The organism is Enterobacter asburiae, assembly GCF_008080435.1.
GTDB lineage: Bacteria > Pseudomonadota > Gammaproteobacteria > Enterobacterales > Enterobacteriaceae > Enterobacter > Enterobacter asburiae_C.
Genome location: NZ_VRKN01000006.1, coordinates 86,388 through 108,277, shown reverse-complemented (window position 1 = coordinate 108,277; position 21,890 = coordinate 86,388). Strand labels below are relative to the sequence as shown.

The following is a 21,890-nucleotide window of genomic DNA, read 5'->3' as shown; positions in this document are numbered from 1 at the left end:
GCGCCGTAAAGACTAAAGCGTATCCGCGGGCGGGATGCCGAAATCAGGCATCCCGTTTTCATTCCAGCGGACGAGCTTCAGGCGGGTATGGCGATTCGGATCGTAGAGCGGATCGCCCTCAATTTCGGTGTAATTACGCGCGTGATACACCAGCACATCTTCCCCTTCCGGCGTTTGCGTAAAGCTGTTGTGTCCTGGGCCGAACTGGCGGTTTTCATAGCTGGTAACGAACACCGGACGTGGGGATTTGTGCCAGCTTGCCGGGTTTTGCGGATCGGCATTCAGGTCTATCCACAGCAGCCCCATACAGTAGTTCTCGTCGGTGGCGCTGGCGGAATAGCTGATAAACAGCTTATCGCCGTGAACCAGCACCGCCGGGCCTTCGTTGACCCAAAACCCGCGACGCTCCCAGTCATACTCCGGCTTGCTGAGCATCACCGGCTCGCCTTTCAGCGTCCAGGGGTTCTCCATTTCGCACAGATAAAGATTGGAGTTTCCGGTGATATCCGGCGCTTTTTGCGCCCACAGATACCAGCGTTTCCCCTGATGAACAAAGGTGGTGGCGTCCAGGGCGAAGGTGTCGAAAGGCGTTTTGATCTGCCCTTTTTCCACCCACGCGCCGGTGAGCGGATCGCCGTCAGCACATTCAATGGCGAACATACGGTGCTGGAACATTCCGAGCGCGTCGAGCGCCTGGGTGTGCGTCGCAGCAAAATAGATGTACCACTTCCCGTCAATATGATGCAGTTCTGGTGCCCAAATCAGCTGGCTCATTGGGCCGGTGTCGGGTTTGCGCCAGACAACGACCTCGTCGGCATCGCGAAGCCCTTCCAGGGAGTCTGCGCGGCGGATCGCCAGCCTGTCGTACTGCGGCACGGAGGCGATAAAATAGTACTGCCCCTCGTGGCGTAAAATGTACGGATCGGCGCGTTGTTCAATAAACGGGTTTCGCCACTGATGCATTTGGCTCTCCTTATTTTGTCTCTGCGGCTTTCAGTTCCTGATAGTCGCTCAGTTCACGGTAATTGGTGCGACGTTTTTCCAGGTCTTCCTGAATGCGTTTCATCGTTTCACGGTCCACTTTAAGCAGGCGTACCACGCCCGCGGTAATTAAGTATCCAATGCCGGGAATGACGGTAAACAGCAGCACGATCCCGTTAATGGCGTCCGCGCTTTGCGCTTTCGCCCCGGCATCGTAACCGTACCAGGAGAGCAGGAAGCCGACCATCGCCCCGGCAATCGCCAGCCCCAGTTTCAGGAAGAAGATGTTGCCGGAGAAGCTGATCCCGGTAATACGCTTCCCGGTTTTCCACTCGCCGTAGTCGTCCACGTCGGCCATCAGTGACCAGTGCAGCGGAGACGGGATCTGGTGCAGGATGTTCAGCAGGAAGTAGAGCACCACGATGGTGACGGTGGCTTTCGGGTCGAAGAAATAGAAGGCGGTTGAGAAAATCGCCAGCACGATATTGGTCCAGAAGAAGACCTTCAGCTTACACCAGCGGTCGGTCAGCACTTTAGCCAGCACGCTGCCGAGCATCATGCCCACGACGCCCAGGCTGATAAACAGGGTGGCGAAGTGGGTGCTCTGCCCCATCACCCAGGTGACGTAATACATGGTGGCCGCCATGCGGATAAAGCCCGGGCAGACGTTGCACAGCGTTAACAGCAGAATGCGTACCCACTGGTCGTTCTTCCACACGTCTTTCAGATCGTTTTTCAGCTCGTCGTGGGTCTGTACCGCCGGGCGCACGCGCTCGCGCACGGTGGCGAAGCAGAACAGGAACATGCAGGTTCCAATCAGCGCCAGCACGGTCATCGCCATCTGGTAGCCTTTGGCTTTGTTATCTCCACCAAACCAGTCGGCCATCGGCAGCAGCGTCAGCGACAGCAGCAATGTGGCAATGCCAACCAGCACGAAGCGATACGACTGGCAGGCCACACGCTCTTTTGGGTCGTTGGTGATCACCCCGCCCAGCGAGCAGTAGGGAATGTTGATTGCCGTATAGGTCAAAGAGAGCAGGAAGTAGGTGACAAACGCATAGATAACTTTGCTGTTATAGCTCCACTCCGGCGTGGTGAACATCAGAATGCTGAACAGCGCGTAGGGGAAGGCGATCCACAGCAGCCATGGACGAAACCGGCCATATTTGCTGCGGGTACGGTCGGCAATCGCGCCCATAATCGGGTCCGTTACGGCGTCAATCACCCGGACAGACAGCAGCAGCACGCCGACCAGCGCAGGGGCAAGGCCAAAAATATCCGTATAAAAATAGTTAACAAACAGCATGATGGCGCCGAAGATGATGTTGCATCCCGCGTCGCCCATCCCATAGCCGATCTTTTCTTTTACTGACAGTGTGTTGTTATCCATCGACAGCTCTCCGGTTTACGGTATGGAGAGAATTATTTGCTGGCAAAGGAATATATGCGTTGCAGTATCAGGGCGGTGATATGGATAAATGCGCTGTGGGTGTGAAAGTGTGAGAGAGGTAACAACGCGCGGCACCCGCAAAAGCAGGCGCCGCGGAGAGAGGCTTAGTGGGCCTTCATGGCATTACGGCTTTTCTGACTGAAGAGATAGCCCACGCCAAGGATCGCAATCCAGACCGGGATCAGGTAGACGGAAATCGCCATACCCGGCGTGATCAGCATGATCACCAGCACGGCCGCCATAAACAGCAGGCATATCCAGTTACCCAGCGGGTAGAGCAGGGCAGGGAAGCGCGTGGTGACGCCCTGCTGCTGTTTTGCGCGGCGGAACTTCATGTGCGCCAGGCTGATCATCGCCCAGTTGATGACCAGGGCAGAGACCACCAGTGCCATCAGCAGGCCAAATGCCGATTCCGGTGCCATATAGTTAATGAGCACGCACAGCGCGGTCACGACCGCAGATACAAGAATCGTGTTTACCGGCACGCCGCGTTTATCGACGTTGAGCAGCGCTTTTGGCGCGTTACCCTGCTGGGCCAGGCCGAACAGCATACGGCTGTTGCAGTATACGCAGCTGTTATAAACGGAGAGCGCTGCGGTCAGTACCACGATGTTCAGGGCGTTTGCTACAAAGGTGTCGCCCAGCTCATGGAAGATGAGAACAAACGGGCTGGTGTCAGCGGTCACGCGCGTCCACGGCAGCAGGGAGAGCAGCACGGTCAGCGAACCCACATAGAAGATCAAAATGCGGTAGATAACCTGGTTAGTGGCTTTTGGAATGCTCTGCTCCGGGTTGTCGGCTTCAGCGGCGGTGATACCCACCAGCTCCAGACCGCCGAAGGAGAACATGATAATGGCCATCATCATCACCAGACCGGTCATGCCGTGAGGCAGGAATCCGCCCTGTTCCCAGAGGTTGCGTACGGTTGCCTGCGGGCCGCCGTTGCCGCTGAACAGCAACCAGCCGCCAAAGATAATCATTGCCACCACGGCAATGACCTTGATGATGGCAAACCAGAACTCCATTTCACCGAACACTTTTACGTTGGTCAGGTTAATGGCGTTAATCACGACGAAGAAAGCCGCTGCGGAGGCCCAGGTTGGGATCTCGGGATACCAGAACTGAATGTATTTCCCGACGGCGGTAAGCTCAGCCATGGCGACCAGAACGTACAATACCCAGTAGTTCCAGCCCGAGGCGAAACCGGCAAAGCTGCCCCAGTATTTATAGGCAAAGTGGCTGAAGGAGCCTGCGACCGGCTCTTCAACGACCATTTCGCCAAGCTGACGCATAATCAGAAAGGCAATAAAACCGGCTATCGCGTAACCCAAAATAATGCCAGGACCGGCTGACTGGATAACGGATGCGCTGCCCAGAAACAGGCCGGTACCAATCGCACCGCCCAGTGCGATGAGCTGTATATGGCGGTTTTTAAGCCCGCGCTTTAGCTGATCGCCGTGCTGTTGAGCTTCCATTTGAAACCTCGTGTGTGGTTGTTATGTTCACGCTGTGCGTGTGTAATTATGAAAGTCCATATTCTGTATTTATTTCTTTACGGTTAACGAGACCGAAAAAAGCGGAGATGACTTCCGTAAGCGCAAGAATAGTGGTAAGCGCCTGCGAATGCACCTGCTTTATGAAGGGGTGATGACGACTTGAATAAAAAGAAAGCATTTGTAAATCGACCCGCTTATTCTTCCTAACCCAACCTATAGAATAGAAATGCGCCATAAGTGGGCGAATTTTCATTATTTGCCTTGTTGAATCGCTTCAGATTGCAAAAACCCTCGTTTCATTATGGTTAAAACTCCCTCTTAAGGAGTAATCAACTCATTTGTGCAAAGTTACATTTCTGAAACGTTATTTCTGTAAGGTTGTTAAAATGTGCAGGGTTTACTGATTTCAATCAAAACCAATATGGACAGAAGGTGAATACTTTGTTACTTTAGCGATACGAAATAGAAATTGGTAAGACCAATTGACTCCGGGCAAAAAGGCGTAAGACAGGGAATATGGCCTACAGCAAAATTCGCCAACCAAAACTATCTGATGTGATTGAGCAGCAGCTGGAGTTTTTAATCCTCGAAGGGACTCTGCGCCCGGGTGAAAAACTTCCGCCAGAACGCGAGCTGGCAAAACAGTTCGACGTTTCACGTCCCTCTCTGCGTGAGGCGATTCAACGTCTCGAAGCAAAGGGCTTGCTGCTTCGTCGCCAGGGCGGCGGAACCTTTGTGCAAAACAGCCTGTGGCAGAGCTTCAGCGATCCGCTGGTAGAACTTCTCTCTGACCACCCAGAATCCCAGTTTGACCTGCTTGAGACCCGTCACGCGCTTGAAGGTATTGCGGCCTATTACGCCGCCCTTCGCAGCACTGATGAAGATCGCGTGCGTATCCGCGAACTGCATCAGGCCATTGAACGGGCACAGCAGTCCGGCGATTTAGACGCCGAGTCCAGCGCCGTCGTCCAGTATCAAATCGCCGTCACCGAAGCAGCACACAATGTGGTGCTCCTCCATCTGCTACGCTGCATGGAGCCGATGCTGGCCCAGAACGTTCGTCAGAATTTTGAATTGTTGTATGCCCGTCGGGACATGCTCCCACTGGTAAGCAACCATCGCACCCGAGTATTCGAGGCGATAATGGCCGGGGAACCGGAGCAGGCGCGCGAAGCGTCGCACCGACATCTGGCTTTCATTGAGGAAATCTTGCTGGACCGCAGCCGTGAACAATCGCGTCGCGAACGTTCATTACGCCGCATACAGCAACGAAAGGATTAAGCGCCAGGTACTTTTAGAGCGCGGCAACTAAACGCAGAACCTGTCTTATTGTGTTCTTGCCCAAGAGCACAATGGGACAGGTTCCAGACAAATCAACGTATTAGATAGATAAGGAATACCCCCATGTCAGAACGTCTCCAAAATGACGTGGATCCGATCGAAACTCGCGACTGGCTACAGGCGATCGAATCGGTCATCCGTGAAGAAGGTGTTGAGCGCGCTCAGTATCTGATTGATCAGCTGCTTTCTGAAGCCCGCAAAGGCGGTGTGAAGGTTGCTTCAGGTGCAGGGGCTAGCAACTACGTAAACACGATTGCCGTCGAAGACGAACCGGAATACCCGGGCAATCTGGATCTGGAACGTCGTATCCGTTCTGCAATCCGCTGGAACGCCATCATGACCGTTCTGCGCGCATCCAAAAAAGACCTGGAACTGGGTGGCCACATGGCGTCCTTCCAGTCTTCTGCAACCGTTTACGAAGTGTGCTTCAACCACTTCTTCCGTGCAGCGAACGAGAAAGACGGCGGCGATCTGGTGTACTTCCAGGGCCACATCTCTCCGGGCATCTATGCACGTGCATTCCTGGAAGGTCGTCTGACTGAAGAGCAGATGAACAACTTCCGTCAGGAAGTTCACGGTAAAGGTCTGTCTTCTTACCCGCACCCTAAACTGATGCCTGAATTCTGGCAGTTCCCGACTGTATCTATGGGTCTGGGCCCAATCGGTGCGATCTACCAGGCTAAATTCCTGAAATACCTGGAACACCGTGGTCTGAAAGACACCTCTGAGCAGACCGTTTACGCCTTCCTGGGCGACGGCGAAATGGATGAGCCAGAATCCAAAGGTGCGATCACCATCGCGACCCGTGAGAAGCTGGACAACCTGTGCTTCATCATCAACTGTAACCTGCAGCGTCTGGATGGTCCGGTAACCGGTAACGGCAAGATCATCAACGAACTGGAAGGCATCTTCGCAGGTGCTGGCTGGAACGTGATCAAAGTCATGTGGGGCGGTCGTTGGGATGAGCTGCTGCGTAAAGACACCAGCGGTAAGCTGATCCAGCTGATGAACGAAACCGTTGACGGTGACTACCAGACCTTCAAATCCAAAGACGGTGCCTACGTTCGTGAACACTTCTTCGGCAAATACCCTGAAACCGCCGCACTGGTTGCAGACTGGACTGACGAGCAGATCTGGGCGCTGAACCGCGGTGGTCACGATCCGAAGAAAGTTTACGCTGCACTGAAAAAAGCGCAGGAAACCAAAGGTAAAGCGACTGTAATCCTGGCCCATACCATCAAAGGTTACGGCATGGGTGATACCGCAGAAGGTAAAAACATCGCTCACCAGGTTAAGAAAATGAACATGGACGGCGTGCGTTATATCCGCGACCGTTTCAACGTTCCAGTGACCGATGAGCAGGTAGAAAACCTGTCTTACATCACCTTCCCTGAAGGTTCTGAAGAGCACAAGTACCTGCACGAACGTCGTCAGGCGCTGAAAGGCTACCTGCCAGCTCGTCAGCCTAACTTCACCGAGAAGCTGGAACTGCCAGCGCTGGAAGACTTCTCTCAACTGCTGGAAGAGCAGAATAAAGAGATCTCTACCACTATCGCTTTCGTTCGTGCCCTGAACGTGATGCTGAAGAACAAGTCGATCAAAGATCGTCTGGTTCCAATCATCGCCGACGAAGCGCGTACTTTCGGTATGGAAGGTCTGTTCCGTCAGATCGGTATCTACAGCCCGAACGGCCAGCAGTATACCCCGCAGGACCGTGAGCAGGTTGCATACTACAAAGAAGACGAGAAAGGTCAGATCCTGCAGGAAGGTATCAACGAGCTGGGCGCAGGCGCATCCTGGCTGGCTGCTGCGACCTCTTACAGCACCAACAACCTGCCGATGATCCCGTTCTACATCTACTACTCCATGTTCGGTTTCCAGCGTATCGGTGACCTGTGCTGGCAGGCTGGCGACCAGCAGGCTCGCGGCTTCCTGGTAGGCGGTACGTCCGGTCGTACGACCCTGAACGGTGAAGGTCTGCAGCACGAAGATGGCCACAGCCATATTCAGTCTCTGACGATCCCTAACTGTATCTCTTATGACCCGTCTTACGCGTACGAAGTGGCTGTCATCATGCACGACGGTCTGACCCGCATGTACGGTGAAGCGCAAGAGAACATTTACTACTACATCACCACCCTGAACGAAAACTACCACATGCCGGCAATGCCAGCAGGTGCCGAGGAAGGTATCCGTAAAGGTATCTACAAACTTGAAACCCTCGAAGGTAGCAAAGGTAAAGTTCAGCTGCTGGGCTCCGGTTCTATCCTGCGTCACGTTCGTGAAGCAGCACAGATCCTGGCGAAAGACTACGGTGTGGGTTCCGATGTGTACTCTGTGACTTCCTTCACTGAGCTGGCGCGTGACGGCCAGGATTGTGAGCGCTGGAACATGCTGCACCCAATGGAAACCCCACGCGTTCCGTACATCGCTCAGGTGATGAACGACGCGCCAGCGGTGGCGTCTACTGACTATATGAAACTGTTCGCTGAGCAGGTTCGTACTTACGTTCCAGCTGATGATTATCGCGTTCTGGGTACTGACGGCTTCGGTCGTTCTGACAGCCGCGAAAACCTGCGTCACCACTTCGAAGTTGATGCTTCTTACGTGGTTGTAGCAGCACTGGGCGAACTGGCTAAACGTGGCGAAATCGATAAGAAAGTGGTTGCGGACGCAATCACCAAATTCAACATCGATGCAGAAAAAGTTAACCCGCGTCTGGCGTAAGAGGTAAAAGAATAATGGCTATCGAAATCAATGTACCGGACATCGGGGCTGATGAAGTTGAAATCACCGAGATCCTGGTCAAAGTTGGCGACAAAGTTGAAGCTGAACAGTCGCTGATCACCGTAGAAGGCGACAAAGCCTCTATGGAAGTCCCGTCTCCTCAGGCTGGCATCGTTAAAGAGATCAAAGTCTCTGTTGGCGATAAAACCGAGACTGGCAAACTGATCATGATTTTCGATTCCGCCGACGGTGCAGCAGCAGCTGCACCTGCGCAGGAAGAGAAGAAAGCCGCTCCGGCCGCCGCTGCTCCAGCAGCTGCCGCGAGCGCGAAAGAAGTCAACGTGCCTGACATCGGCGGTGACGAAGTTGAAGTCACTGAAATCCTGGTGAAAGTGGGCGACACCGTTGCGGCCGAGCAGTCACTGATCACCGTAGAAGGCGACAAAGCCTCTATGGAAGTGCCAGCTCCGTTCGCCGGTACCGTTAAAGAGATCAAGATCAACACCGGCGACAAAGTGTCGACCGGGTCGCTGATTATGGTCTTCGAAGTGGCGGGTGCAGAAGGCGCCGCCGCGCCAGCACAGGCCGCTGCTCCGGCTCCGGCTGCTGCACCAGCAGCTGCTGGCGGCGCGAAAGACGTTAACGTACCGGATATCGGCGGTGACGAAGTTGAAGTGACCGAAGTGATGGTGAAAGTGGGCGACAAAGTTGCCGCTGAACAGTCACTGATCACCGTTGAAGGCGACAAGGCTTCTATGGAAGTCCCTGCGCCGTTCGCGGGTACCGTTAAAGAGATCAAAATCAGCACCGGCGACAAAGTGTCTACCGGTTCTCTGATCATGGTCTTCGAAGTGGAAGGCGCTGCGCCTGCCGCAGCTCCGGCTGCCGCGGCTGCTCCAGCACCGGCTGCTGCACCGGCTCAGGCTGCTAAACCTGCTGCGGCTCCTGCTGCTAAAGCAGAAAAATCTGAGTTCGCTGAAAACGATGCTTACGTCCACGCGACCCCGCTGATTCGTCGCCTGGCGCGCGAATTCGGTGTGAACCTGGCGAAAGTGAAAGGAACGGGCCGTAAGGGTCGTATCCTGCGCGAAGACGTTCAGACCTACGTGAAAGACGCGGTGAAACGCGCCGAAGCTGCACCAGCTGCAGCCGCTGGCGGCGGTATCCCGGGCATGCTGCCATGGCCGAAAGTGGACTTCAGCAAGTTCGGCGAAATCGAAGAAGTTGAGCTGGGTCGCATCCAGAAAATCTCTGGCGCTAACCTGAGCCGTAACTGGGTGATGATCCCGCACGTTACGCACTTCGACAAAACCGATATCACCGATCTGGAAGCGTTCCGTAAACAGCAGAATGCCGAAGCTGAGAAGCGCAAACTGGACGTGAAATTCACCCCAGTGGTCTTCATCATGAAAGCCGTTGCCGCTGCCCTTGAGCAGATGCCACGCTTCAACAGCTCCCTGTCCGAAGACGGCCAGAAGCTGACGCTGAAGAAATACATCAACATCGGTGTTGCGGTTGATACGCCAAATGGTCTGGTTGTTCCGGTCTTCAAAGACGTGAACAAGAAGAGCATCACTGAGCTGTCCCGTGAACTGACCGTGATCTCCAAAAAAGCGCGTGATGGTAAGCTGACTGCCGGCGAAATGCAGGGCGGCTGCTTCACTATCTCCAGCATCGGCGGCCTGGGTACTACCCACTTCGCGCCGATTGTTAATGCGCCGGAAGTGGCTATCCTCGGTGTGTCCAAGTCCGCGATGGAGCCGGTGTGGAACGGCAAAGAGTTCGTGCCGCGTCTGATGATGCCAATCTCTCTGTCCTTCGACCACCGCGTGATCGACGGTGCTGATGGTGCGCGCTTCATCACCATCATCAACAACACCCTGAGCGACATTCGCCGCCTGGTGATGTAATCGAAAAGCCGGCCAATCGGCCGGCTTTTTTCTGATAATCTCATGGGGTTTGTGAGGTTATTGGCGAAAGCGACAATTCGTGAGCTGTTTGTTGTTTCAAAATTGTTAACAATTTTGTAAACTGCGGGCGGATAGAACGACCCGGTGGACGACGGGTATAAATTAAGAGGTCATGATGAGCACAGAAATCAAAACTCAGGTCGTAGTACTTGGGGCAGGCCCGGCAGGTTACTCCGCAGCATTCCGCGCCGCGGATTTAGGTCTGGAAACCGTCATCGTAGAACGTTACAGCACCCTCGGCGGTGTTTGTCTGAACGTCGGCTGTATCCCTTCTAAAGCGCTGCTGCACGTAGCGAAAGTTATCGAAGAAGCCAAAGCGCTGGCTGAACACGGTATCGTCTTCGGCGAGCCGAAAACCGATATCGACAAAATTCGTACCTGGAAAGAGAAAGTTATCACTCAGCTGACCGGCGGTCTGGCGGGTATGGCCAAAGGCCGTAAAGTGAAAGTGGTAAACGGTCTGGGTAAATTCACCGGTGCGAACACCCTGGAAGTGGAAGGCGAAAACGGCAAAACCGTGATCAACTTCGACAACGCGATCATCGCGGCAGGCTCTCGCCCAATCGAACTGCCATTCATTCCGCATGAAGATCCACGCGTGTGGGATTCCACCGATGCTCTGGAGCTGAAAACCGTTCCTAAGCGTCTGCTGGTCATGGGCGGCGGTATCATCGGTCTGGAAATGGGTACCGTGTACCATGCGCTGGGTTCAGAGATCGACGTGGTTGAAATGTTTGACCAGGTTATCCCGGCTGCCGACAAAGACATCGTTAAAGTCTTCACCAAACGCATCAGCAAGAAATTCAACCTGATGCTGGAAACCAAAGTGACTGCCGTTGAAGCGAAAGAAGACGGTATTTACGTTTCCATGGAAGGCAAAAAAGCCCCATCCGAACCACAGCGTTATGACGCCGTGCTGGTGGCTATCGGTCGTGTGCCGAACGGTAAAAACCTCGACGCGGGCAAAGCTGGCGTGGAAGTGGACGACCGTGGCTTTATCCGCGTTGACAAACAGCTGCGCACTAACGTACCGCACATCTTTGCTATCGGCGATATCGTCGGTCAGCCAATGCTGGCACACAAAGGTGTTCACGAAGGTCACGTTGCCGCTGAAGTTATCGCCGGCATGAAGCACTACTTCGATCCGAAAGTCATCCCATCTATCGCGTACACCGAGCCAGAAGTTGCATGGGTGGGTCTGACTGAGAAAGAAGCGAAAGAGAAAGGCATCAGCTACGAAACTGCCACCTTCCCGTGGGCTGCTTCTGGCCGTGCTATCGCGTCCGACTGCGCAGACGGTATGACCAAACTGATCTTCGACAAAGAGACTCACCGCGTGATCGGTGGTGCGATTGTCGGTACCAACGGCGGCGAGCTGCTGGGTGAAATCGGTCTGGCTATCGAAATGGGCTGTGACGCTGAAGATATCGCGCTGACCATCCACGCTCACCCGACTCTGCACGAGTCCGTGGGCCTGGCGGCAGAAGTGTTCGAAGGTAGCATCACTGACCTGCCAAACGCGAAAGCGAAGAAGAAATAAGTTTCTTCCGATGAAAAAAGCGGCCTCTGGCCGCTTTTTTTATGCGCTGCGTTTAGGGTGTCACTGGCTGCCAGGTTTTATCAGGGCTATAGGCGGTCAGTGCCCGGGCTTTCTGCTCTGAATCGCCGCCGAGATCGGACTGGTACACCTTGTCGTCCTGGTTTATCACAAAGCTCATTACGCCCGTCTGACCATAGCTGACCGGCCAGGCAACCATCGCGAAACCGTTATTATCCGGCAGAACTCGAAAGCGATAGCCATGATAGCCGGTACCCGGCTCTTTCGGGCTAAATGCCGGTCCGAGCGGGCTGGGCGCTTCACCGGGTGAGGCTGGCCAGTACAAACCGTCTTTTTTCCCTTTCGAGCTGACAATCTTCTGCGCGTATTTCTGGTTCATCGCAAAATAGCTTTGCTGCGCATCAACATAGGCATGTAAGGCTTCAATGGCGGCGAGCTCGTTACGCCCAATTTCGCGAGTCAGGATCTCTTCAGCCCCTTCTTTAATATCGAACTGCCAGCCTGCAGTGGTTTTGATCACCGGGATGGGAAGCTGCCAGCCGCTGTCTCCGACAACCAGATGCGCCGTATCCCCTTCGACAACCGTGTTATGACGGACGTTCCAGTCGCGCAGGAAGCGATCGACAGCATCCGGATCAACGCCTTCAGGGGGCAGAAAATCGCGCCAGTTCTCTCCTAGCAGGTTGGTCATCGCGCTCTCATTTTGCTCACTAATGGCTTTGGTCAGCGCATCGGTTGCCTGATCGGGTGTGCTAAAGGACTGCTGCGCCATCACTGAGGCCGAAAGCATGAACAACACCATTCCACTGAGTAGTTTACTTTTCATGTCGGTTCCCTTAGCGATGTCGAATTTCACGGCGTTCAGCACGTCCACCAGACGCCTGACGTGGCTGCTGCTGGCGAGCAGCGAGTTGTCTGCTTTGCGCACCGCGCTGCTGCTGCGCCTGCCAGTTTGCGGAGCGGCTGTCGTTGCCACTCAGCGCATTGGCCCGGGGCTGACTGTTTCGCTGCTGGAGAGGGCGTTGTTGTGCGGGCTGCGAAACGCGTTTCTCTTGTCTCTGCGCAGTGGTCTGGCGATTTTCTCGCTGCTGCGTGGTGCTCCGCTTCACCGTCTGCGGTTTGGTGTCGTAGCCACGGTAGTTATTGCGCTGCGAAATCTGCTTCAGCTGTTCATTTGAGGCCTGACGCTGCACATCTTTCGTTCCGGTGCGCGCCGTTTGCGGGAAGGTTTTGCCCGTGGATTTCTCCATCTGGCTCAGAGCGGCCTGACGCTGGCTATCGCGGTTAACCGGTTTTTGCTGCGTTGAACTGAGCCCTGTAGCCGAGTTGGTGGAGTGGAAGCGAGTGTTGAGCTGGTTAGTCGGATAGGGCACACCTTCCCGATAGGCCGGGTTGTGCTGCCAGGTGCGGTTGGCGTCCGTCAGACGCTGTCCGCTGATTTTATTGAAGTTCTCAACGTTGATATTGATGTTGTTATCACCGTTGCGATTGTAGCCACCGTGATTATCCCAGTCGTCATGGTGATGATCCCAGTCATCGTCATCATCCCAGTCGATGTTACTGAAGATGGCATAGGTTGTGGCGACGCCCAGGCTGAAGCCTAAACCGTTTACGAAACTGTTGCCAAACTGCTCCCCGGGTGTCGGTGGGAGATAGGTGGGCGGATAGGCGGTGTTTGGCCAGGTGCCGTAAACCGTATTGGGGTTATAGGTGGGGACGTAAACAACCTGCGGGTCGGCAGATTCAATTTTGATTACCGTTGGGGCGGGCGCGGACGTCGCCGCTGTTGTTGCCTCGGTGGTGCTGGTTTTCGCTGGCGCCGGTTTTGTCACGGTGGTGACCGTCTGCTGAGGTGTGGATTGTAAAGCGCCTGTCTTCTGTGCCAGCGCGCGCAGGCGCTGAACGGAATCCATCACGTCTTTCGGTTGCGCGAGAAACGCATCACCCAGATTTTGTACCCACGGCGGGTTTTCACCCATCAGGGACATAAGCTGAGGAAACGCGACCAGCGATTTTACGCTGGGATCCCAGGGCTGGCTGGCAACGGCCTGAATCGCGGCGTCTCCTTCCATTTTAGGGTTGTCTTTGGACCACTGCGCCGCCTGGATCACGTTGGCCGGATAGGTCGACGCCATTAAAATTTGCGACAGCAGGGCATCCGGGTAGAGCGCGATGGGAGCAACCCATTGATCGATTTGCGCGGCAGTGTAGGTTGGCGCGACAACAGGGGCGGGCTGGGCTGCGGCAGGCGCTGGTGCAGCTGGTTGTTGTGCGACGGGTGCCAGCGCAGCGGGCTCCGTGGCGCGGCTTTTGACAAACATGACGCCTGAGGCGGCAAACAGCCCGGCACTGCACAGAAGGACGAGCAGATGTGGCTTAAAGGGCAACTTCATAAAATGACTCCAACGAGACAAGCGCTGTGCCGTGAGGCGTTACGGTTGGCGTGAGTATTATTCACCCGTCTTTTACTGTTTTGACTTTTATTGGGAAGCGTCCGGGACGTCCGGATAAAGAGTGTGAGTATTTATTACACAATTATATGCGATGCGGGAAAAACCGCAGGGAATTCAGAAGGCCGCTCTTGCGAGCGGCCAGCAGCTAGTTGCCGAGGTTGACGACAAACAGCACCGTGATGTCGGATATGTTCCAGCCACCGTGCAGCGCGGTAAGCAGTAAACCGGTCACAACGATCAGCGCAGTGATTCGCATCTCCATTGCGTGCGTTCCTGTACAGGCTACGCGGGTTCATTCTCCACCGGGAAAGGCAGAACCAGGCAAATAAGTGTATTGCCGCGTAGGTTACGGAACTGCTCCCGGGCCCGGTGACTGGTTGCTACGCCAGCGAAGCAGGCCGGGAGCAACAGTATTACAGTTGCTACAGACTGAGAAGAGTGGAAATGCAGTTACATCCTTTTTCATTCGAAACTGGATGGCGACTCGTAAACACCAAACAGGTACTTGCAGATTTTCTTACTCAGGAGCATTATTCATGTCGAGTGTATTGCCGCAAATCTGCCGGCCCGGTGTGCTACCACCGCAAGGCAACAAATAAACCGCTACCAGGCGGTTTTTTTGTCCCTAAAATTCGTCTCGTCTCCCCGCTACACCATGCTTAACGATTCAGCAAATTTTTTAATGTTGCTTTTTTGTAAACGGATTAACACTGTGTAGAAATCCTGCTATGCTGCCCGACGCGGTATCGGGCATTTACCCTACAAACTGCTGTCTCACAGGAGCGTGAAGAGAACGCCCGCCGCATATGACAATGAGAGCGAGGAGAACCGTCGTGCTAGAAGAATACCGTAAGCACGTAGCAGAACGTGCCGCCGAGGGAATTGTACCCAAACCTTTAGATGCAACCCAAATGGCCGCGCTCGTCGAGCTGCTGAAGAACCCGCCTAAGGGCGAAGAAGAATTCCTGTTAGATCTGCTGATCAACCGCGTACCGCCTGGCGTAGATGAAGCTGCCTACGTAAAAGCCGGATTCCTTGCTGCTATCGCCAAAGGCGAAGCCACCTCCCCACTGGTTACTCCTGAAAAAGCCATTGAACTGCTCGGCACCATGCAGGGTGGTTACAACATTCATCCGCTGATTGACGCGCTGGATAACGACAAGCTGGCACCGATTGCCGCTAAAGCGCTCTCTTCCACGCTGCTGATGTTCGATAATTTCTACGATGTAGAAGAAAAAGCCAAAGCAGGCAACGTCTATGCGAAGCAGGTGATGCAGTCCTGGGCTGATGCCGAATGGTTCCTGAACCGTCCTGCTCTGGCTGAAAAAATCACCGTTACCGTCTTTAAAGTGACCGGTGAAACCAACACCGATGACCTCTCTCCGGCACCGGACGCGTGGTCTCGCCCGGATATCCCTCTGCACGCCCTGGCGATGCTGAAAAACGCCCGTGAAGGTATCGAGCCGGATCAGCCGGGCAGCGTCGGCCCGATCAAACAGATCGAAGCCCTGCAGGAGAAAGGTTTCCCGCTGGCCTACGTGGGTGACGTTGTGGGTACCGGTTCTTCCCGTAAGTCCGCCACCAACTCCGTGCTGTGGTTCATGGGTGACGACATCCCTCATGTGCCGAACAAACGCGGCGGCGGCCTGGTCCTGGGCGGCAAAATTGCGCCGATCTTCTTCAACACCATGGAAGATGCGGGCGCACTGCCAATCGAAGTTGACGTGAACAACCTGAACATGGGCGACGTGATTGACGTCTATCCGTTCAAAGGCGAAGTGCGTAACCACGAAACCAACGAACTGCTGGCAAGCTTTGAGCTGAAAACCGACGTGCTGATCGACGAAGTGCGTGCCGGTGGCCGTATCCCGCTGATCATCGGCCGTGGCCTGACCACCAAAGCACGTGAAGCGCTCGGTCTGCCGCACTCAGACGTATTCCGTCAGGCGAAAGATGTGGCGGAGAGCAACCGTGGTTACTCTCTGGCGCAGAAAATGGTGGGTCGCGCATGCGGCGTAGCCGGCGTTCGTCCGGGTGCGTACTGCGAGCCGAAAATGACCTCCGTGGGCTCTCAGGACACCACTGGCCCAATGACCCGTGACGAACTGAAAGACCTGGCGTGCCTGGGCTTCTCTTCTGACCTGGTGATGCAGTCCTTCTGCCACACGGCGGCCTATCCGAAGCCGGTTGACGTGACCACGCACCACACGCTGCCAGACTTCATCATGAACCGTGGCGGTGTTTCCCTGCGTCCGGGTGACGGCGTAATCCACTCGTGGCTGAACCGCATGCTGCTGCCGGATACCGTGGGTACCGGCGGTGACTCCCATACCCGTTTCCCAATCGGTATCTCTTTCCCGGCGGGCTCCGGTCTGGTGGCGTTTGCTGCTGCGACTGGCGTGATGCCGCTGGATATGCCGGAATCGGTGCTGGTGCGCTTCAAAGGTAAAATGCAGCCGGGTATCACCCTGCGTGACCTGGTTCACGCGATCCCGCTGTATGCGATTAAGCAAGGCCTGCTGACCGTTGAGAAGAAAGGGAAGAAAAACATCTTCTCTGGCCGTATCCTGGAAATTGAAGGTCTGCCGGATCTGAAAGTGGAACAGGCGTTCGAACTGACCGATGCCTCTGCTGAGCGTTCAGCGGCGGGCTGTACCATCAAGCTGAACAAAGAGCCGATTATTGAGTATCTGAACTCTAACATCGTGCTGCTGAAGTGGATGATTGCAGAAGGCTACGGCGACCGTCGTACGCTGGAGCGTCGTATCCAGGGCATGGAAAAATGGCTGGCCGACCCGCAGCTGCTGGAAGCTGATGCTGACGCAGACTACGCGGCGGTGATCGACATCGATCTGGCGGATATCAAAGAGCCAATCCTCTGTGCACCGAACGATCCGGATGACGCGCGTCCGCTGTCTGAGGTTCAGGGTGAGAAGATCGACGAAGTGTTCATCGGATCCTGTATGACCAACATCGGTCACTTCCGTGCTGCCGGTAAACTGCTGGATACCCACAAAGGCCAGCTGCCAACCCGTCTGTGGGTGGCACCGCCAACCCGTATGGACGCGGCTCAGCTGACCGAAGAGGGCTACTACAGCGTGTTTGGTAAGAGCGGTGCGCGTATCGAAATCCCTGGTTGTTCCCTGTGTATGGGCAACCAGGCGCGCGTAGCCGACGGTGCGACGGTGGTCTCCACTTCTACCCGTAACTTCCCGAACCGTTTAGGTACCGGTGCAAACGTCTTCCTGGCCTCTGCCGAGCTGGCGGCGGTTGCGGCGCTGATTGGCAAACTGCCAACGCCGGAAGAGTACCAGACCTTTGTGGCGCAGGTTGATAAGACGGCGGTAGACACCTATCGCTATCTGAACTTCGACCAGCTCTCTCAGTATACCGAGAAGGCTGACGGGGTTATCTTCCAGACGGCAGTATAAATGCTACCCTCTCCCGTGGGAGAGGGGCTGGGGGTGAGGGCACCAGACCGCACCTGACCCATTGCCCGGTGGCGCTTCGCTTACCGGGCCTACAAACCCATCGCAACGTCGGTGGGTTTTTTATTTTCATTCCTCCCACCTCTCACGCTTTTTTTCTTCCTCTCTGCTGCGATAATTACCTTAATGGCTTTGCAGAGGAAAACACTATGGATTACGAATTTCTGCGCGACATCACCGGAGTGGTGAAAGTGCGTATGTCGATGGGCCACGAAGCCGTTGGACACTGGTTTAACGAAGAGGTGAAAGAAAATCTTGCACTTCTTGATGAGGTTGAACAGGCGGCAAATACGGTGAAAGGCAGTGAGCGCTCCTGGCAGCGCGCCGGGCATGAATACACGCTGTGGATGGACGGTGAAGAGGTCATGGTGCGTGCCAACCAGCTCGAGTTTTCGGGTGATGAGATGGAAGAGGGGATGAGCTACTACGACGAAGAGAGTCTGTCGATGTGCGGCGTGGAAGACTTCCTTCAGGTAGTGAACGCATACCGTGACTTCATGAAACAGAAATAACAGGCCGGAGCATCCCTGCTCCGGTTTACGTTTACACGGCCGGAATATTACGGCCGTAGTAGATCTCGCGCATCTCTTTCCAGAGCAGGTCAGTGATGGCCTTCCGCTCTTCTTCGCTAAGATCTTCCGGTTTGGTATGGAACATGTAGTGCTTAAGGTCGAATTCCTTCAGTAACATCTTGGTATGGAAGATGTTTTCCTGATATACGTTCACGTCCATCATGTCGTACAACGATTTCATGTCGTCGGACATAAAGTTCTGAATGGAATTGATCTCGTGGTCGATGAAGTGCTTCATTCCGTTGATATCACGGGTAAAACCACGCACGCGATAATCAATGGTGACGATGTCCGATTCCAGCTGGTGGATTAAATAGTTCAACGCGTTCAGCGGGGAAATCACGCCGCAGGTCGACACTTCGATATCGGCGCGGAACGTACACAGCCCACCTTCCGGGTGACTCTCCGGGTAGGTATGTACGCAGATATGGCTTTTATCAAGGTGAGCAACCACCACTTCCGGCAGCGGGCCCGGATGTTCAGTTTTGTCGATAAGCTTCGGGTCGACCGGTTCTTCGCTGACCAGTATGGTCACGCTGGCGCCCTGGGGTTCATAATCCTGTCGGGCGATGTTCAGGATGTTTGCGCCGATAATGGAACAGGTTTCTGACAGGATCTCGGTCAGACGGTTGGCGTTGTAGAGTTCGTCGATATAGGCGATGTAACCATCGCGTTCTTCCGCTGTTTTGGCATAGCAGATATCGTAAATACAAAAACTCAGGCTTTTCGTCAGGTTGTTAAAGCCATGCAGTTTAAGCTTTTTCAATTAGCTCACCCCCTTAGTGGATAATGCGTCTTGCAGGTACTGCGGCAGAGCAAACGCTGCGGTATGAATTGCCGGATTGTAGTATCGGCACTGAAGACCGGCCTGATGGAAGCGGGCCTGAATAATTTCGGTGGAGAGATGGCGTAACACGTCGTTATCCGTCGCCCAGGCAAAGGTCATGATCCCGCCGTAGTACGTCGGAATGGCCGCCTGATAGAAGCTGACATCATCGAAATAGGTGCTGAGCTTACGATGGCTGTCGAGCGCTTCATCCTGCTGCAGGAAGCAGACGCCATTCTGTGCGACGAAGATCCCGCCCGGGTTCAGGCAGCGCTTGCAGCCTTCGTAGAAGGAAGAGGTAAACAGCGACGCGCCAGGGCCGATAGGGTCGGTGCAGTCGGAGATAATAACGTCAAAGGTCTGCGAGGTTTGGTTAACAAAGTTAACGCCGTCGTCAATCACCAGGCTAAAGCGCGGATCGTCATAGCTACCGGCATTGTGGTTGGGGAGGTACTGGCGGCAGAAAGAGACGACGCCCGCATCGATTTCCACCATGGTGATGGTTTCAATGGAACGATGGCGGGAGACTTCACGCAGCATTGCACCGTCGCCACCGCCGATAATCAGGACATGCTTCGCGTGACCGTGCGCCAGCAGCGGGACGTGGGTCATCATCTCATGATAGATAAACTCATCTCGCTCGCTCGGTCGTTTGCACGACGCCGTCCAGCGCCATGACGCGGCCAAAGGCGGCATTCTCGAAGATGATCAGATCCTGGTGATCGGTTTTCTCATGATAGAGCACGTTATCAACGGCAAAGTACTGACCAAACTGGTCATGCAGTGTTTCATGCCACAACGTGTGGTCGGCCATAGCGAACTCCTCCTGTGTAAACATCCGTTACACTCACAAAAAATGAGCGAAACATGATAGCTAACTCTAACCGTGGTTGCACGGCCAGAGGTTCAACAGGGGGCGTCGGGAAGGTTATTTCACGTAGGCGAGCAGGCTGAGTGAATCACGAGCCAGCGCTTTGCATTTTTTGGCAGTGGGAATACCAATACCGCTCAAGTCACGGTAGCTGTCTTCGCCGAGCGCCTTCATGTCGAAGCTGTCGTAGTTGCTGAGATCCCACTGGTTCTGCTGGGCAAAAAAGACCAGCGCGCGGCGAATTTGCCCGTTGGGTAAATTCTGGTAGCCACAATCATTTTTCAGGAATACAAAAACCGCCGTTAAATCGGCCATATCTTCCGCTTCATTTTCACTTAGCGCATAGCTGTTCGCACACATTGCCATCAGGCTACCGAACAAAATTGTCCTGAAAAACATCTTCATTGCTTCTACCACTTCTTCACGGAAAATTAACGTTAGCATACTTGATGCCGGTGCGACGATCTTTATTATTGCCGCTTGACTTGACCTTCCGGTAAGGGGAGGGTTTATGCTCAAAAGATCGCCTGCTGGAAATAAGGAAATGAACATGCAACGTCGTGATTTTTTAAAATATTCCGTTGCGCTGGGGGCTGCCAGCGCATTACCACTCTGGAGCCGCGCGGTTTTCGCGGCTGACAGGCCTGCCTTACCCATCCCTGACTTACTGACCGCTGACGCCCGCAGCCGTATCCAGCTTGTTGTTCAGGCCGGTAAAACGACGTTCGGCGGGCACAACGCCACAACATGGGGCTATAACGGTAATTTGCTCGGCCCGGCACTCCAGTTACGTAAAGGGAAAGCGGTGACGGTGGATATCCACAACACGCTCGCCGAAGAGACGACGCTGCACTGGCACGGGCTGGAAGTGCCGGGCGAGGTGGACGGCGGGCCGCAGGGCGTCATCAAAGCGGGCGGTACGCGCAGCGTCACCTTCACGCCTGACCAGCGTGCGGCGACCTGCTGGTTCCACCCGCATCAGCATGGCAAAACGGGCCATCAGGTGGCGATGGGGCTGGCGGGGCTGGTGCTGATTGAAGACGACGAAAGCCGCCTGCTGCGCCTGCCGAAACAGTGGGGCATCGACGACGTTCCGGTGATTGTGCAGGACAAGAAATTCAACGCTGACGGGCAAATTGACTACCAGCTGGACGTGATGAGCGCGGCAGTAGGCTGGTTTGGCGACACGTTGCTGACCAACGGCGCCATTTACCCTCAGCATGCCGCACCGAAAGGCTGGCTGCGCCTGCGACTGCTCAACGGCTGTAACGCACGCTCGCTCAATTTCGCCGCCAGCGATAAACGCCCGCTGTACGTGGTTGCCAGCGACGGCGGCCTGCTGCCGGAGCCGGTGAAAGTGAGCGAGCTGCCGATGCTGATGGGCGAGCGCTTTGAGGTGCTGGTGGATATCAGCGACGGCAAGGCGTTTGACCTCGTAACCCTGCCGGTTAGCCAGATGGGAATGGCGGTTGCGCCATTTGATAAGCCGCATCCGGTGCTGCGTATTCAGCCATTACTGGTGGCCGCTTCCGGCACGCTGCCTGATACGTTAACCACTCTGCCAGCACTCCCGTCGCTTGATGGGCTTACGCAGCGCAAGCTGCAGCTCTCCATGAACCCGATGCTCGATATGATGGGCATGCAGGCGCTGATGGCGAAATATGGCGATAAGGCGATGGCGGGGATGCAACACGGGCAGATGATGGGCCACATGAATATGGACCACGGCAAAATGGGCGGTATGGGGAACATGAATCACGGCGACCATGGCTTTGATTTCCACAACGCCAATATGATCAACGGCAAAGCGTTCGACATGAACATGCCGATGTTTGCTGCGACAAAGGGTCAGTTTGAGCGTTGGGTGATTTCAGGCGAAGGGGACATGATGCTGCACCCGTTCCACATCCACGGCACCCAGTTCCGCATTCTTTCTGAGAACGGCAAAGCGCCGGACGCGCATCGCGCGGGCTGGAAAGATACGGTGAGAGTGGAAGGCGGCGTCAGCGAGGTGCTGGTGAAGTTTGACCACGATGCGCCGAAGGAATTTGCCTATATGGCGCACTGCCACCTGCTGGAGCATGAGGATACGGGGATGATGCTCGGCTTTACCGTATAAAAAAAGCCGGGTGGCGGCTTCGCCTTACCCGGCATACA

General features: G+C 54.9%; 15 protein-coding genes and 1 pseudogene. 7 read left to right on the top strand and 9 right to left on the bottom strand.

Going from position 1 to position 21,890, the window contains the following annotated elements; all coding sequences use genetic code 11:
• Positions 1 to 12: 12 nt before the first annotated feature.
• The 4 genes from FU672_RS13555 to FU672_RS13540 form a co-directional block, all read right to left on the bottom strand.
• Positions 13 to 963, bottom strand: coding sequence for a glycoside hydrolase family 43 protein (locus FU672_RS13555; RefSeq protein ID WP_148243611.1), 951 nt, complete (start codon positions 961 to 963; stop codon positions 13 to 15).
• Positions 964 to 973: 10 nt separating this feature from the next.
• Positions 974 to 2,371: a glycoside-pentoside-hexuronide (GPH):cation symporter gene (locus FU672_RS13550; RefSeq protein WP_148243610.1), complete on the bottom strand. Its 1,398-nt coding sequence runs from the start codon at positions 2,369 to 2,371 to the stop codon at positions 974 to 976.
• 164 nt (positions 2,372 to 2,535) lie between these two features.
• Entirely contained in the window at positions 2,536 to 3,906 is a 1,371-nt protein-coding gene (gene aroP, locus FU672_RS13545) for an aromatic amino acid transporter AroP (protein WP_148243609.1), read from the bottom strand.
• Positions 3,907 to 3,952: 46 nt separating this feature from the next.
• Positions 3,953 to 4,180: a hypothetical protein gene (locus FU672_RS13540; protein ID WP_148243608.1), complete on the bottom strand. Its 228-nt coding sequence runs from the start codon at positions 4,178 to 4,180 to the stop codon at positions 3,953 to 3,955.
• 263 nt (positions 4,181 to 4,443) lie between these two features.
• Between FU672_RS13540 and pdhR the strand changes: the two genes are divergently transcribed.
• The 4 genes from pdhR (at position 4,444) to lpdA (ending at position 11,505) form a co-directional block, all read left to right on the top strand.
• Complete coding sequence (pdhR, locus tag FU672_RS13535) at positions 4,444 to 5,208, top strand: pyruvate dehydrogenase complex transcriptional repressor PdhR (RefSeq protein WP_008501960.1); 765 nt, start codon at positions 4,444 to 4,446, stop codon at positions 5,206 to 5,208.
• A 123-nt stretch (positions 5,209 to 5,331) separates the two neighbouring features.
• Positions 5,332 to 7,995 carry a pyruvate dehydrogenase (acetyl-transferring), homodimeric type gene (gene aceE / locus FU672_RS13530; RefSeq protein WP_089599170.1) on the top strand — a complete coding sequence of 888 codons (2,664 nt, stop codon included), beginning with the start codon at positions 5,332 to 5,334 and terminating at the stop codon, positions 7,993 to 7,995.
• A 14-nt stretch (positions 7,996 to 8,009) separates the two neighbouring features.
• A complete protein-coding gene (gene aceF, locus FU672_RS13525) occupies positions 8,010 to 9,905 on the top strand; it encodes a pyruvate dehydrogenase complex dihydrolipoyllysine-residue acetyltransferase (RefSeq protein WP_063143365.1) in 1,896 nt (631 codons plus the stop codon).
• 175 nt (positions 9,906 to 10,080) lie between these two features.
• The gene (gene lpdA, locus FU672_RS13520) at positions 10,081 to 11,505 is read left to right on the top strand and encodes a dihydrolipoyl dehydrogenase (RefSeq protein ID WP_003856313.1); all 1,425 of its coding nucleotides are present in this window, start codon (positions 10,081 to 10,083) and stop codon (positions 11,503 to 11,505) included.
• A 52-nt stretch (positions 11,506 to 11,557) separates the two neighbouring features.
• On the opposite strand, the gene FU672_RS13515 is transcribed toward lpdA, so the two are convergent.
• Positions 11,558 to 12,349 (bottom strand): DUF2950 family protein, encoded by a 792-nt coding sequence (locus FU672_RS13515; RefSeq protein ID WP_148243741.1) that lies wholly within the window; start codon positions 12,347 to 12,349, stop codon positions 11,558 to 11,560.
• Between the two features lie 10 nt (positions 12,350 to 12,359).
• On the bottom strand, positions 12,360 to 13,916 hold the full coding sequence (locus tag FU672_RS13510) for a DUF3300 domain-containing protein (RefSeq protein WP_148243607.1): 1,557 nt from the start codon (positions 13,914 to 13,916) through the stop codon (positions 12,360 to 12,362).
• An 893-nt stretch (positions 13,917 to 14,809) separates the two neighbouring features.
• Between FU672_RS13510 and acnB the strand changes: the two genes are divergently transcribed.
• Together acnB and yacL are read left to right on the top strand one after the other, a co-directional pair.
• Positions 14,810 to 17,407, top strand: coding sequence for a bifunctional aconitate hydratase 2/2-methylisocitrate dehydratase (gene acnB, locus FU672_RS13505; protein WP_148243606.1), 2,598 nt, complete (start codon positions 14,810 to 14,812; stop codon positions 17,405 to 17,407).
• Positions 17,408 to 17,613: 206 nt separating this feature from the next.
• Positions 17,614 to 17,976, top strand: a complete 363-nt coding sequence (gene yacL, locus FU672_RS13500; RefSeq protein ID WP_023310423.1) for a protein YacL — start codon at positions 17,614 to 17,616, stop codon at positions 17,974 to 17,976.
• 31 nt (positions 17,977 to 18,007) lie between these two features.
• Here yacL and speD read toward each other — a convergent pair whose 3' ends face one another.
• From speD to FU672_RS13485, 3 genes and pseudogenes are all read right to left on the bottom strand, one after another.
• Positions 18,008 to 18,802 carry an adenosylmethionine decarboxylase gene (speD, locus tag FU672_RS13495; protein ID WP_023334531.1) on the bottom strand — a complete coding sequence of 265 codons (795 nt, stop codon included), beginning with the start codon at positions 18,800 to 18,802 and terminating at the stop codon, positions 18,008 to 18,010.
• Positions 18,803 to 19,676 (bottom strand): annotated as a pseudogene (speE, locus tag FU672_RS13490) (polyamine aminopropyltransferase).
• 114 nt (positions 19,677 to 19,790) lie between these two features.
• Entirely contained in the window at positions 19,791 to 20,138 is a 348-nt protein-coding gene (locus tag FU672_RS13485) for a YacC family pilotin-like protein (RefSeq protein ID WP_121425082.1), read from the bottom strand.
• A 145-nt stretch (positions 20,139 to 20,283) separates the two neighbouring features.
• Between FU672_RS13485 and cueO the strand changes: the two genes are divergently transcribed.
• Entirely contained in the window at positions 20,284 to 21,852 is a 1,569-nt protein-coding gene (gene cueO, locus FU672_RS13480) for a multicopper oxidase CueO (protein ID WP_148243605.1), read from the top strand.
• Positions 21,853 to 21,890: the final 38 nt, after the last annotated feature.

Excerpts from the sequence above, each read along its gene's own strand:
- FU672_RS13555 (WP_148243611.1), bottom strand. The coding sequence starts at position 963 with ATGCATCAGTGGCGAAACCCGTTTATTGAACAACGCGCCGATCCGTAC.
- FU672_RS13550 (WP_148243610.1), bottom strand. The coding sequence starts at position 2,371 with ATGGATAACAACACACTGTCAGTAAAAGAAAAGATCGGCTATGGGATG.
- aroP (WP_148243609.1), bottom strand. The coding sequence starts at position 3,906 with ATGGAAGCTCAACAGCACGGCGATCAGCTAAAGCGCGGGCTTAAAAAC.
- FU672_RS13540 (WP_148243608.1), bottom strand. The coding sequence starts at position 4,180 with ATGAAAATTCGCCCACTTATGGCGCATTTCTATTCTATAGGTTGGGTT.
- pdhR (WP_008501960.1), top strand. The coding sequence starts at position 4,444 with ATGGCCTACAGCAAAATTCGCCAACCAAAACTATCTGATGTGATTGAG.
- aceE (WP_089599170.1), top strand. The coding sequence starts at position 5,332 with ATGTCAGAACGTCTCCAAAATGACGTGGATCCGATCGAAACTCGCGAC.
- aceF (WP_063143365.1), top strand. The coding sequence starts at position 8,010 with ATGGCTATCGAAATCAATGTACCGGACATCGGGGCTGATGAAGTTGAA.
- lpdA (WP_003856313.1), top strand. The coding sequence starts at position 10,081 with ATGAGCACAGAAATCAAAACTCAGGTCGTAGTACTTGGGGCAGGCCCG.
- FU672_RS13515 (WP_148243741.1), bottom strand. The coding sequence starts at position 12,349 with ATGAAAAGTAAACTACTCAGTGGAATGGTGTTGTTCATGCTTTCGGCC.
- FU672_RS13510 (WP_148243607.1), bottom strand. The coding sequence starts at position 13,916 with ATGAAGTTGCCCTTTAAGCCACATCTGCTCGTCCTTCTGTGCAGTGCC.
- yacL (WP_023310423.1), top strand. The coding sequence starts at position 17,614 with ATGGATTACGAATTTCTGCGCGACATCACCGGAGTGGTGAAAGTGCGT.
- FU672_RS13485 (WP_121425082.1), bottom strand. The coding sequence starts at position 20,138 with ATGAAGATGTTTTTCAGGACAATTTTGTTCGGTAGCCTGATGGCAATG.
- cueO (WP_148243605.1), top strand. The coding sequence starts at position 20,284 with ATGCAACGTCGTGATTTTTTAAAATATTCCGTTGCGCTGGGGGCTGCC.